The organism is Pseudomonas sp., assembly GCF_036404235.1.
Lineage (GTDB): Bacteria > Pseudomonadota > Gammaproteobacteria > Pseudomonadales > Pseudomonadaceae > Aquipseudomonas.
Map to the genome: position 1 here is coordinate 23,662 of NZ_DASWOT010000080.1, position 12,864 is coordinate 36,525.

Annotated in this window: 12 protein-coding genes and 1 pseudogene; 10 read left to right on the forward strand and 3 right to left on the reverse strand. The window is 58.0% G+C overall.

From position 1 onward, the window contains the following. Positions 1-192: 192 nt before the first annotated feature. Together VGC62_RS09925 and VGC62_RS09930 are read left to right on the forward strand one after the other, a co-directional pair. Positions 193-555 carry a response regulator gene (locus tag VGC62_RS09925; protein WP_414705776.1) on the forward strand — a complete coding sequence of 121 codons (363 nt, stop codon included), beginning with the start codon at positions 193-195 and terminating at the stop codon, positions 553-555. Then, the gene (locus VGC62_RS09930) at positions 545-1,855 is read left to right on the forward strand and encodes a glycosyltransferase (protein ID WP_331186904.1); all 1,311 of its coding nucleotides are present in this window, start codon (positions 545-547) and stop codon (positions 1,853-1,855) included. The genes VGC62_RS09925 and VGC62_RS09930 overlap by 11 nt, the downstream gene beginning before the upstream one ends. Positions 1,856-1,876: 21 nt before the next feature. Here VGC62_RS09930 and cobF read toward each other — a convergent pair whose 3' ends face one another. From cobF to VGC62_RS09945, 3 genes and pseudogenes are all read right to left on the reverse strand, one after another. After that, positions 1,877-2,641, reverse strand: coding sequence for a precorrin-6A synthase (deacetylating) (gene cobF / locus VGC62_RS09935; protein ID WP_331186905.1), 765 nt, complete (start codon positions 2,639-2,641; stop codon positions 1,877-1,879). Continuing rightward, positions 2,634-2,792 (reverse strand): annotated as a pseudogene (locus VGC62_RS09940) (type II toxin-antitoxin system HicB family antitoxin); the annotation flags it as partial. The gene cobF and the pseudogene VGC62_RS09940, both read right to left, overlap by 8 nt. A gap of 34 nt (positions 2,793-2,826) precedes the next feature. Further along, a complete protein-coding gene (locus tag VGC62_RS09945; protein WP_331186906.1) occupies positions 2,827-3,009 on the reverse strand; it encodes a type II toxin-antitoxin system HicA family toxin in 183 nt (60 codons plus the stop codon). Between the two features lie 159 nt (positions 3,010-3,168). Here VGC62_RS09945 and VGC62_RS09950 point away from each other — a divergent pair, with 159 nt between their 5' ends. The 8 genes from VGC62_RS09950 to VGC62_RS09985 all read left to right on the forward strand — a co-directional run bounded on the left by VGC62_RS09950 (position 3,169) and on the right by VGC62_RS09985 (position 12,630). Then, positions 3,169-4,074 carry an AraC family transcriptional regulator gene (locus VGC62_RS09950; protein ID WP_331186907.1) on the forward strand — a complete coding sequence of 302 codons (906 nt, stop codon included), beginning with the start codon at positions 3,169-3,171 and terminating at the stop codon, positions 4,072-4,074. A 244-nt stretch (positions 4,075-4,318) separates the two neighbouring features. Next, positions 4,319-5,632 (forward strand): sugar ABC transporter substrate-binding protein, encoded by a 1,314-nt coding sequence (locus tag VGC62_RS09955; RefSeq protein ID WP_331186908.1) that lies wholly within the window; start codon positions 4,319-4,321, stop codon positions 5,630-5,632. An 82-nt stretch (positions 5,633-5,714) separates the two neighbouring features. Next, positions 5,715-6,647 carry a sugar ABC transporter permease gene (locus tag VGC62_RS09960; protein ID WP_331186909.1) on the forward strand — a complete coding sequence of 311 codons (933 nt, stop codon included), beginning with the start codon at positions 5,715-5,717 and terminating at the stop codon, positions 6,645-6,647. Positions 6,648-6,657: 10 nt separating this feature from the next. Beyond that, complete coding sequence (locus VGC62_RS09965) at positions 6,658-7,491, forward strand: carbohydrate ABC transporter permease (protein ID WP_331186910.1); 834 nt, start codon at positions 6,658-6,660, stop codon at positions 7,489-7,491. 33 nt (positions 7,492-7,524) lie between these two features. Then, entirely contained in the window at positions 7,525-8,628 is a 1,104-nt protein-coding gene (locus VGC62_RS09970) for a sn-glycerol-3-phosphate ABC transporter ATP-binding protein UgpC (protein WP_331186911.1), read from the forward strand. A 33-nt stretch (positions 8,629-8,661) separates the two neighbouring features. Then, positions 8,662-10,164 (forward strand): mannitol dehydrogenase family protein, encoded by a 1,503-nt coding sequence (locus VGC62_RS09975; RefSeq protein ID WP_331186912.1) that lies wholly within the window; start codon positions 8,662-8,664, stop codon positions 10,162-10,164. A 7-nt stretch (positions 10,165-10,171) separates the two neighbouring features. Beyond that, positions 10,172-11,653 carry a xylulokinase gene (xylB, locus tag VGC62_RS09980; RefSeq protein ID WP_331186913.1) on the forward strand — a complete coding sequence of 494 codons (1,482 nt, stop codon included), beginning with the start codon at positions 10,172-10,174 and terminating at the stop codon, positions 11,651-11,653. A 35-nt stretch (positions 11,654-11,688) separates the two neighbouring features. Continuing rightward, a complete protein-coding gene (locus tag VGC62_RS09985) occupies positions 11,689-12,630 on the forward strand; it encodes a carbohydrate kinase (protein ID WP_331186914.1) in 942 nt (313 codons plus the stop codon). The last annotated feature ends 234 nt before the right edge of the window (positions 12,631-12,864 follow it).

The following is a 12,864-nucleotide window of genomic DNA, read 5'->3' on the forward strand; positions in this document are numbered from 1 at the left end:
GGCTGAATTTTCAGACAATAAACGTAGAACAAAGTCCATTTTTCAATGCTTTTGGATACACAAAAACATAAAATACACCCATACGGATTGATCTGATCGGTTTTGGGAACCGTCATAACCAGTGATTTACTTACAAGCGGGCCCGTAGCACTGGCCTGGAACTTGCCATTTTAAGGAAACACCATGCCCCAAATACCCCAGCCAGCCAGCACCATACTTGTGGTTGAAGACGACAACATTGTCCGTATGTTGATCGTTGATGTGCTTGAGGAGCTTGAGTATCAGGTGCTTGAGGCAGCGGATGGCGCACAAGCGTTGTTACTTCTTGAAAACAGCGACAACCTGATAAACCTTTTGATGACCGATAAGGGCTTGCCCGATATGGATGGCATCAAGCTGGCGCACAGGGCCCGAGAGTCTCGCCCGACGTTGCCCATTCTGTTCGCCAGCGGCTACGCCGAAAAAATCAACGCCCCGCTCGACATGCACGTCATTGGCAAGCCGTTTTCCATCGACCAACTACGCGACAAAGTGAAAAGCATTCTTGGCCAGTGAAAACCCGCAACGCTGCGACACCGACACCTGCGTGCTCATCATTGGCTATGTCTGGCCGGAACCACGCTCTTCGGCAGCCAGCGGTCATGTGATGCAGTTGATCGATTGCTTCCTGGAGCAAGGTTGGAACATTACGTTCGCCAGTGCCGCCAGCGAAGGCGAGCACAAGGCCGACCTCTCGGCGATGGGCATCACCGAGGTCAGCATTGAGCTGAACAACAGCAGCTTCGATACATTCGTCAGTGAACTTCAACCGGACATCGTACTTTTTGACCAGTTTTTGATGGAGGAGCAGTTCGGCTGGCGTGTGGAAAAGCACTGTCCGACGGCACTGCGAGTGCTGGAAACCTGCGACCTGCAGAGCTTGCGCCACAGCCGTCATCAACTGGTCAAGCAGCGGCTCAATGAACATCAGGGTGACGACGACGCACTGGATGTTTTCAACATTCCCGATGACGTGCTGTTTGCGCACATGGCCCACTCGGATGTTGCGCAGCGTGAGGTGGCAGCCTTTTATCGCTGTGACCTGAGCTTGGTGGTGTCCGACGTGGAGATCGAGTTGCTGACCCGATTGTTCCACGTGCCTGCGACTTTGCTGCAAGGGTGCCCGCTCATGCTGCGCGACATTCCGTATCAGGTGAAAGGCTATGAAGATCGCACCCATTTCCTGACCATTGGCAACTTCCGCCATGCGCCAAACTGGGACGCCGTGTTATGGCTCAAAAACTCGATCTGGCCGCTGATTCGCCAACGGTTACCCGGCGTACAACTGCATGTTTACGGCGCCTACACCCCGCCAAAGGCCACCGCACTGCATAACCCCGCCCAGGGGTTTCATGTCATGAACTGGGCCGAAGATGCCCTGGCAGTCATGAGCAATGCGCGCATATCCCTTGCGCCATTGCGCTTTGGTGCCGGGATCAAGGGCAAGATCATCGATGCCATGCTCTGCGGCACACCGACAGTGACCACGCCTGTGGGGGCCGAGGCGATGCATGGCGAGCTACCGTTTCCGGGGGCCGTCGCCAGCAATGCCACGGATTTTGCCGCCGAGGCCGTGCGGCTGTATCAGGATCAAAACGCCTGGGCTCAAGCGCAGCAGACAGGATTGGACGTGTTACGAGCGCGCTTTAGCCATGAGCAACATTGCGCCACGTTGGTTGCGCGCATACAGGCCCTGCGCGAAAACCTTGAGGCACACCGCACCGCCAACTTCACCGGCGCGATGCTGCGCCACCATCAGCACAAAAGCACGCAATACATGGCGCAGTGGATTGAGGCGAAGAATCGTACTGTTTAGGGCCACGTGCAAACATCAGACTCACGCCAACGTACGCCGCAGCAGATAGGTGTCCATGATCCAGCCCTTCTCTGCCCGTGCTTGTTCGCGCGCGTGCTTGATCTGTTCGCTGACCTCGCTCAGTTTTCCGCAGATCAGCATCTCGTCGGGCGTGCCCAAATAGGCCCCCCAATAGATGGATAAATCCTGGTCCACAAACCGCTCGAACGTACAATGCGCGTCGAGCATCACCACCACGTTGTCGATAGCAGCATCCTGCCCTTGCGCCAGTTGCCGACCGGTAGTGATAAGGATCGGCTCGCCGATACGATTAAGTGCGATACGGTGCCGGGCGGCCAGCGCTTGAACGCTGGTGATGCCCGGGATGACCTCGTACTCGAACATCGGCCCACCACGCTCAAGAACGCGGTCCAGAATCCGTAGCGTGCTGTCGTATAACGCAGGATCGCCCCACACCAGAAACGCTGCGGTCTCATCCGCCCCGACATCCTCACCGATCATTCGCTCAAACAATACGGCACGCTGTTCGTGCCAAGCTTCTATCCCTGCGCGGTAGGTGTCTGGATGGTCCTCGCGTCGAGGGTCTTGCACTTGCACCAGGCGGTAGTCATTACCCTCGATGTAGCGCTCGCAAATGTCCTTTCTCAGGCGCAGCAAATCATCGTTGTCGTAGCCCTTGTCGAGGATGAAAAACACCTGCGTGCGGTTCAGCGCCTTGATCGCTTGAACCGTGATGTGTTCGGGATTGCCGGCGCCGATGCCAATCAGGAGGATTTTTTTACTCATGCAATTCTCTAAGCGCCGCAGTTGCCAAAAAGCCGGAGCGTGAACTGTAGCGATGATCGACCTTCACCCTCGCGTCAATGCGCTCCAGCAAATACTCCGGCAGGGTCGCATTGAATCGAATGGACTTACCGAAGTATCGCGTCACGTCGAATCCCTCCTCCCGTCTTGGTGCGACGGCTCCGACCTCATTTGAGCCCGGGCTGTTTCAAAATATTGTGGATCGTGCCTCGGGGCAGATCGTCTTTGGGGTGAAGCACAGTGACTCGGCCTCGCTTGACCGAATGCTTGTACTGACGATGGCTACCTCGGACCTCCACCAGAAACCGGCCGTCCTCCTCAATCTGTTTAATCATCTCCCTGCTACGCATCAGGCTATTCCCTGATTGACCGATGTGTACAGCACACACTCCTGATTTTGACTACTTTATAGCTCGGCTATAGCTCGGCGGTTTTAATAAAACCGGATGTAACTACCACCCAAATAGTACACATTACCCCCCACGCCACCCTCCCAGACCGGCACCAGCATGAGCAAAACAACAAGAGTCACCGAGCCTTCCTACGAACTGATGGACGACCATAACGGCCTGTCGATCATCTACCGCGAACACGGGTTTCCCTGTCCGCTGGTGCGTTGGCATTTTCACAAGGAATACGAACTGCACCTGATCATCGCCAGTTCCGGCAAAGTGTTTGTCGGGGATTACATCGGCAATTTCTACCCTGACACCCTCTTCCTGACTGGCCCCAACCTGCCACATAACTGGATCACTCAGATCGAAGAAGACGAAGTGGTGCCCAAGCGCGACATGCTGGTCAACTTCACCGATGAATTGCTGGAGAGTGGCAATCAGGTGTTTGCCGAATTGCGTACCCTGACGCCGCTGCTCGAGCGTGCGCAGTACGGCATCGAGTTTCGGTGCAAGCGTACGATCCGGCAGGCCAGTAAATTGATGCACAAAATCGCCGAATCAAACGGCATTACCCGGCTCGGGCACTTCTTCATCCTGTTGGAACTGTTGGCGGCCAGCGACGACTTTCAGCTGTTGTCGGGTACCACCGCGCCACAGATGGCCAACGAGCATAGCGTTGATCGCACCAACAAGGCCGTGGATTACATTTTTGCCCACTACGCCCGGGAGCTGCCGCTGGAAGAAGTGGCCGAGTACCTGGGCATGAAACCGACCTATTTCTCCCGGGTGTTCAAGCAAGCCACTGGTCGCTGCTTTGTGGAGTTCGTCAATCGGCTGCGCATCAGCAAATCCTGCGAACTGTTGGCCGACGGCAACAAGCCAGTTACCGATGTGTGTTTTGAGTCGGGCTTCAATAACATTTCCAACTTCAATCGACGCTTCCAGAAGCTCAAGGGCATGACGCCTTCGCACTATCGGCGTCTTGCCGTACAGCGCCTGACCGAGCAAAACCTGTACTGATTTACCCCGATGCCTTCCCCCTCTACTACGCTAGAACTGCACCACACTAAGCTGGGGGCGCATTTTTAGTGCATTCGCGCACGAACCATCAGTGCAAAATAGTATCAGTTCAAGTGTGTCGCAGGATTTGTCATCGTCCGTGCAGACCGTTGTAATCAGCTGACATTCTTTCGGCTATCACGGAAGAACACAAAAACAATAACCGACCTTCTGCCGCTCCTCGGGCGCAGAAGAGGAGTGATAAATGAAGACCTCTGCAAAAGCGCTGCTTGCCAGTACCTGTCTGACACTCACTACCTTGGCTTATGCGGGCGACGTCACCATCGCCACGGTCAATAACAGCGACATGATCCGCATGCAGCGGCTGTCGAAAACCTTCGAAGAGCAGCATCCCGATATCAAGCTCAAGTGGGTCGTCCTGGAAGAGAACGTCCTGCGCCAGCGCCTGACCACTGACATCGCAACCAAAGGCGGGCAATTCGACGTACTGACCATCGGCATGTACGAAGCCTCGCTGTGGGGTGCCAAAGGTTGGCTGCAAGAGATGAAAGACCTGCCAGCCCGTTACGCGCTCGATGATGTCTTCCCTTCGGTGCGTGACGGCCTTTCTGTCGACGGCAAGCTGTTTGCCCTGCCGTTCTATGCCGAAAGCTCGATCACCTACTACCGCACCGATCTGTTCAAAGCCGCTGGCCTGAGCATGCCGGAACGCCCGACCTGGACACAGATTTCCGAATTTGCCGATAAGCTCACCGACAAATCCAAAGAACAATACGGCATCTGCCTGCGTGGCAAGGCCGGCTGGGGCGAAAACATGGCGCTGATCAGCACCGTGGCCAACTCGTTCGGCGCACGCTGGTTCGACGAACAATGGAAACCTCAGTTCGACCAGCCTGAATGGAAGAACGCGCTGAACTTCTACGTCAACGTGATGAAAAAAGACGGCCCGCCGGGCGCCTCCAGCAATGGCTTCAACGAAAACCTGGCGCTGTTCAACAGCGGCAAATGCGCGATCTGGGTCGATGCCAGCGTGGCGGGCTCATTCGTGACCGACAAATCGCAGAGCAAAGTGGCTGATAACGTCGGCTTCACCTATGCCCCGCATGAAGTCACGGACAAGGGGTCGGCCTGGTTGTATTCCTGGGCTTTGGCGATTCCGACCAGCGCAAAAAACCAGACCGACGCGCAAGCCTTCACCCAGTGGGCGACCTCCAAAGAATACGCCGCACTGGTGGCTGAAAAAGATGGCGTCGCCAACGTGCCGCCTGGCACCCGCGCCTCGACCTACACCGACGAATACAAGAAAGCCGCGCCGTTCGCCACTATCACTCTGGAGTCGCTGAAATCGGTGACGCCAAAAGCGCCGACACTCAAGCCTGTGCCGTATGTCGGCATCCAGTTGGTGACCATTGCGGAGTTCCAGGCCATTGGCACCTCGGTGGGCCAGCAGTTCTCTGCCGCACTGGTCGGCACCAGCACGCCTGAAGCCGCCTTGGCTGCGGCACAAAGCGCCACTGAGCGCGACATGAAACGAGCGGGTTACCCGAAAAAGGGCTGATTGATTTGCCCTAATGACCAGCATCCGGTGCGCCTTGCCACCGGATGCCTCGCTCAAATGTCTGCCTCGGTTTGGAGTCATCATGAATACCTCAACCCTTCCCCCCCGCGTGGAGACTGCCAGCGGCAAGCCGCAACACAAAAGCAGCGTGACCAAACCCGGCTGGTTTCTGGTCAGCCCTTCGGTCCTGTTGTTGCTGGTCTGGATGATCGTCCCGCTGGGCATGACAGTCTATTTCTCGCTGATCCGCTACAACCTGCTCAACCCCGGCGAAGAAGAATTCGTCGGCCTGGAAAACTTCCAGTATTTCGTCACCGACAGCGGTTTCATTCCCGGCGCAATCAACACCCTGCTGCTGGTGGGCAGTGTGCTGCTGATTAGCGTGGTCCTGGGCGTGCTGATTTCTGCGCTGCTTGAGGCCAGTGAGTTTTTCGGTCGTGGCATCGTGCGGGTGTTGCTGATTTCGCCGTTTTTCATCATGCCCACGGTCAGCGCGCTGATCTGGAAGAACCTGATTTTCCACCCGGTCTCGGGGATTCTCGCTGCGCTGTGGAAGCTGTTCGGCGCCCAACCCATCGACTGGCTGGCCAATTACCCGCTGCTGTCGATCATCATCATCGTGTCCTGGCAATGGCTGCCATTTGCGATCCTGATTTTGATGACCGCCATGCAATCACTCGATCAGGAACAGAAAGAAGCCGCGCGTCTGGATGGTGCTGGCCCGATTGCGATCTTCTGGCACCTGACCCTGCCGCACCTGGCGCGTCCGATTGCCGTGGTGGTGATGATCGAAACCATCTTCCTGCTGTCGGTGTTCGCCGAGATTTTCACCACGACCAACGGCGGTCCGGGTTTCGCCTCGACCAACCTGGCGTACCTGATCTACAACCAGGCGTTGCTGCAATTCGACGTCGGCATGGCGTCCGCAGGCGGTTTGATCGCCGTGGTGATCGCCAACATTGCCGCCATCATCCTGATCCGGATGATCGGCAAAAACCTCACCGACAAGTCTTGAGGGCACGGTCATGATGACGCTCAAACAATCCCGTCGCCTGCAAAGCGTGCTGCTCGGCGCCTTGTGCTGGCTGATCGCGGCGCTGATCTTCTTTCCGATCTTCTGGATGGTCCTGACCAGCTTCAAGACCGAGATCGACGCCTTCGCCACGCCGCCGCAGTTCTTCTTCACGCCAACGCTGGAAAACTACCTGCACATTCAGGAACGCAGCGATTACTTCCATTTCGCCTGGAACTCGATCCTGATCTCGTTCAGCGCGACGATTCTGTGCCTGCTGATTGCCGTGCCTGCGGCCTACTCCATGGCGTTTTTCGAGACCAAACGCACCAAGAGCACCTTGTTGTGGATGCTCTCGACCAAGATGCTGCCGCCGGTGGGCGTGCTGATGCCGATTTACTTGCTGGCCAAGACCTTCGGCCTGCTGGATTCGCGTATCGCGCTGATCGTGATCTACACGCTGATCAACCTGCCGATTGTGGTGTGGATGATTTACACCTACTTCAAGGACATCCCCGGCGAAATCCTCGAAGCCTCGCGGCTGGACGGCGCCAGCACTCGTCAGGAAATCTTCAAGGTGCTGATCCCGATCTGCAAAGGCGGCCTGGCCTCCACCGCGCTGCTGTCGCTGATCCTGTGCTGGAACGAGGCGTTCTGGTCGCTGAACCTGACCTCGTCCCATGCCGCGCCGCTGACCGCGCTGATTGCCTCTTACTCAAGCCCTGAAGGTTTGTTCTGGGCCAAGCTGTCGGCCGTCTCGACCCTGGCCTGCGCACCGATCCTGATCTTCGGCTGGATCAGCCAAAAACAACTGGTACGCGGGCTGTCGTTTGGTGCCGTGAAATAGACCGTCCCCCAAAGAATAAGACTGGAGCCCACCATGGCTAATCTCACGATCAGAAACCTGCAAAAAGGCTTTGACGGCCATCAGATCATTAAAGGCATCGACCTGGACGTCAAAGACCGTGAATTCGTGGTTTTCGTCGGCCCCTCAGGCTGCGGCAAATCCACCCTGTTGCGCTTGATCGCAGGGCTTGAAGACGTGACCTCAGGCACCATCGAACTCGATGGCCGCGACATCACCCAAGTGACCCCGGCCAAGCGCGATCTGGCGATGGTGTTCCAGACCTACGCCCTGTACCCGCACATGACCGTGGGCAAGAACCTGTCCTTCGCGCTGGATCTGGCGGGCGGCGACAAAGCCGAGATCAAGAGGAAAGTCGACGAAGCCGCACGCATCCTCGAACTCGGTCCGCTGTTGGAGCGCAAACCCAAGCAATTGTCCGGCGGCCAGCGTCAGCGCGTGGCCATCGGCCGCGCCATCGTACGTAACCCGAAAATCTTCCTGTTCGACGAGCCCCTGTCCAACCTCGACGCTGCGCTGCGCGTGCAGACTCGTCTGGAACTGTCGCGTCTGCACAAAGAGCTGCAAGCGACGATGATTTACGTAACCCACGATCAGGTCGAAGCCATGACCCTGGCCGACAAGGTGGTGGTGCTCAATGGCGGTCGCGTCGAACAGGTCGGCTCGCCGCTGGAGTTGTATCACCACCCGGCCAATCTGTTTGTCGCCGGCTTTCTCGGTACGCCAAAAATGGGCTTCCTCAAAGGCAAGGTCAGCCGCATCGAAGCAACCGGCTGCGAAGTCACCCTGGAGGCTGGCACCCGCATCAGCCTGCCATTCACCAACGCGCAACAGAGCGTCGGTGATGCGGTGACGCTGGGCATTCGCCCGGAGCACTTGAACCTGGCCAAGGAAGGCGACTGCCAACTGAACGTGATTGCCGATGTCAGTGAACGCCTGGGCAGTGACACTTATTGCCACGTACGCACACAAGCAGGCGAGTCATTAACCATGCGTATCCGCGGGGACCTTGCCAGCCAGTACGGCGAAACCCTGAAGCTGCATCTGGATAGCACCCACTGCCATTTGTTCGACGCTCAGGGCCAGGTGATCACCCATGCCTTGCAGGCTGCCGCCTGAGTCATCGCGCCGTAAAATTTCGAGATTAAAGTCATGAAACTGAATAAGCAGAACCTGTCCCAACTCGACCCCAGCGTCGTGCTGCCCTCCTACACGCTGGACCAGCGCCGCCAAGGCATCGTCCACATCGGCGTCGGCGGCTTTCACCGCGCCCACCAGGCCTTTTACACCGATGCGCTAATGAACCTCGGCGCCAGAGAGCACACAGACGAAGGTCTGGATTGGGCCATCTGCGGCGTCAGCCTGCGCGAAGAAGACCGCGCCAATTTTGAAGCGCTGAAAAGCCAGGACTTCCTGTACACCCTGTTTGAGCTGGGCGACACCCCGGACACCGAAACCCGCATCATCGGCGCCATGAATCAGATGTTGATGTCCACCGACAGCGACCTGGCACTGATCGACAAACTGGCAAGCCCTGACATCCGCATCGTCTCGCTGACCATCACCGAAGGCGGTTACTGTATCGACGACAGCACCGGCGAATTCATGAGCCACCTGCCGCAGATCCAGCACGACCTGGCCCACCCGGCCACACCAAAAACCGTCTTCGGCTATTTATGTGCAGCGCTTACCCGGCGCCGCGCTGAAGGGACGCAGGCCTTCACCCTGATGTCTTGCGATAACCTGCCGCACAATGGCGCCGTAACGCGCAAAGCATTGCTGGCATTCGCCAAATTGCGCGATACCGACCTGCATGACTGGATCGCTGAGCACGTCAGCTTCCCCAACGCCATGGTTGACCGCATCACGCCGATGACCAGCACCGCGCACCGCCTGCAATTGCATGACGAAAAAGGCATCGACGACGCCTGGCCCGTGGTCTGCGAGCCGTTCGTGCAATGGGTACTGGAAGACAAGTTCATCAACGGTCGCCCAGCCTGGGAAAAGGTCGGCGTACAGTTCACTGACGACGTCACGCCGTACGAAGAAATGAAGATCAAGCTGCTTAACGGCAGCCACCTGGCGCTGACCTACCTGGGCGCGCTGAAGGGCTATCGCTTCGTTCACGAGACCATGAACGATCCGCTGTTCGTCGAGTACATCCGCACCTACATGGACCTGGACGTCACGCCGCAGTTGGCGTCGGTGCCGGGCATCGACCTGGAAGGCTACAAGGACACGCTGATCGAGCGTTTTTCCAATCAAGCCATTGCCGATCAACTGGAGCGGGTGTGCTCGGACGGCTCGTCGAAATTCCCGAAATTTATCGTGCCAACCATCAACCGCCTGATCCTCGACGATGGCAACCTGGATCGCGCTTCGCTGGTGGTCGCGGCCTGGGCGCTGTACCTGCAACGCAGCGAAGGCGAGAACAGCGTGGCCTACAAAATCGTCGATCCGCGCGCCGACTTCTGCAAAGCCCTGGTCGCCGACGATGTGCTGATCACTCAGCGGTTGCTGGACGTCGAAGAAATCTTTGGTGCGGCGATTCCAGCGTCACCTGAGTTCGTGGCATCGTTCGAACACAACCTGAACAGCCTGAAACAACTGGGCGTCAGTAAAACCCTGGAAAAGCTATTGGGTATACGCGCCTGAGGTGAGCATGTTTCTTGGAATCGACTGCGGGACCCAAGGCACCAAGGCAATCGTCCTGGATGCCGTCAGCGGCAAGGTGCTGGGCGAAGGATCGAGCGCGCACCAGATGATCAGTGGCGCCAACGGGCGACGCGAGCAGGACGTTCAACAGTGGCTTGATGCGTTTGAATCGGCCACCGCAGCGGCATTGCAACAGGCCGGCGTGTCAGGAGCGGAGATTCTGGGGATCGGCGTCTCCGGTCAGCAGCATGGGCTGGTGATGATCGATGAACGGGGCCATGTGCTGCGTCCGGCCAAGCTGTGGTGCGACACCGAATCGACGCCGGAAAACCACAAACTGCTTGAGTATCTCGGCGGCGAAGCGGGCTCGCTGGAACGCCTGGGCATTGCCATCGCGCCGGGCTACACGGTATCCAAACTGCTCTGGACCAAGGCGCAATTCCCGGAGCTGTTTGCGCGTATCGACAAGATCCTGCTGCCCCACGACTTTCTCAATTACTGGCTGACCGGACGTTGCTGCAGCGACTACGGCGACGCCTCAGGCACCGGTTATTTCAACGTGCGCACGCGCGAGTGGGATCTGGACCTTCTCAACCATATCGACCCGAGTGAACGCTTAGTCAAGGCGTTGCCGACACTGCTGGACGCGGATCAGCCTGTGGGTACGATCCTGCCAGCGATTGCCGAACGTCTGGGCCTGAACCCCAATGCCATCGTCTCCAGCGGCGGCGGCGACAACATGATGGGCGCTATCGGCACCGGCAACATCGCGCCGGGCCTGATCACCATGAGCCTGGGGTCTTCGGGGACGGTGTACGCGTTTGCCGATCAGCCCAGCGTCAGTGATCAACCGTCCGTGGCGACCTTCTGCTCCTCGTCTGGCGGCTGGCTACCGCTGATCTGTACCATGAACCTGACCAACGCCACTGGTGCGATTCGCGAGCTGTTGGGCATGGACATCGGTGCATTCAACCAGGCAGTGTCCGCTTCGCCGATTGGCGCCCAAGGCGTGCTGATGCTGCCGTTCCTCAACGGCGAGCGTGTCCCCGCCCTGCCCCACGCCACGGGCAGCATTTTGGGTCTGGACAGCACCAACCTGAGCCAGGCCAACCTGTGCCGCGCGGTGGTCGAAGGCACAACGTTCGGTTTGCGTTATGGGCTGGATTTACTGCGTAACAGCGGGATCAAGAGCTCAAGCATTCGACTCATTGGAGGCGGTGCAAAAAGCGCGGTGTGGCGCCAGATCGTCGCCGACATCATGGACGCGCCGGTGATCTGCACCACGGGCAGCGAAGCCGCTGCCCTGGGCGCTGCAATTCAAGCCGCCTGGTGCCTGTCGCGGACGAGTGGCGAAGGCCAGTCGTTGCAGGCATTGTGCGAGCGCTGCGTCAGCCTTGAACCGGCCAGCGAAACACAACCGATTGCCGCAAACGTCGCAGCGTATCAGCGCGTTTATCAGCACTACCGTCATCAATTGCAGGGCATCTGACGGCCAAGCGTCGTCCTGCCCTTTACGGAGCACCTATGTATCTGGTCTGTGGCGAAGCACTGTTCGATTTTTTCAGCCAACCGGACAGCGGCGGCCAAAGCAACACACTGGGTTTTAAGGCGATTGCCGGTGGCTCGCCATTCAACGTCGCCGTTGGCCTGCGTCGGTTGGGGGTAGAGGCTGGATTCTTTGCAGGCTTGTCTACGGACTACCTGGGCCGGCGTCTCGCTACCGTGCTGGAAGAAGAAGGCGTGCGCGATGATTTCCTCGTACACATCGACGCACCCACGACGCTGGCGATGGTTGCGGTGGGTGCAGACGGCTCGCCGCATTACAGCTTTCGCGGCGAAGGCTGCGCGGATCGTTTGCTGACCCTTGATCACCTGCCGGTCCTGGATGACAGCATTCGCGGCCTGCACGTCGGGTCGTTTTCGCTGGTGGTTCAGCCAATAGCCGATACCTTGCTGGCATTGGTCAAGCGCGAAAGTGGCAAACGCCTGATCACCTTCGACCCTAACGTGCGCCTGAACCCGGCACCGAGCATCGAACTGTGGCGCCGTCAGGTGAGCACATTTGCCGAGCATGTGCACATCATCAAAGTCAGCGATGAAGACCTGAGCCTGTTGTATCCCGACAGCGACGCCGAATCCGTCGCCAAAGGCTGGCTGAAGAACAACTGCCAACTGGTGATCATGACCCGTGGCCGTCAAGGCGCGAGCATCTTCACCCGCGACAAAGGGCACTGGTCAGTACCCGCGCGTGCGGTCATCACGGCTGACACCGTGGGTGCAGGCGATACCTTCCAGGCCGCGCTGATCACCTTTCTCACCGAACGCGAGCTGGACAACCCCGCATCACTTGCATCGCTGGACCACGACACCCTGACCGAGATGCTCAACTTCGCAGTTGCCGCAGCCGCCATGACCTGCACGCGGGTGGGCCCGGATCTGCCGTATCGCGATCAGGTGGTTAGCTGAACGCCATATGCCGTTGGGGCTGACGAGGTAAAGAAGACCGGCCCCCATCGCCGCCTTGGTAACCATGTCAGCGCCTACATCAACCCCACCGAGATTTTATAACCCTGGATACATCTTTTAAGTTGATTTAAGGTCAGTCTGTCCGCAGCATCAGCCCCGCACACATCAAAAGGAAATGATGTTGAAAAGCAGGGAACTGATAGCAGAACCGCAGGCGGCTGGCTGGACACTTCA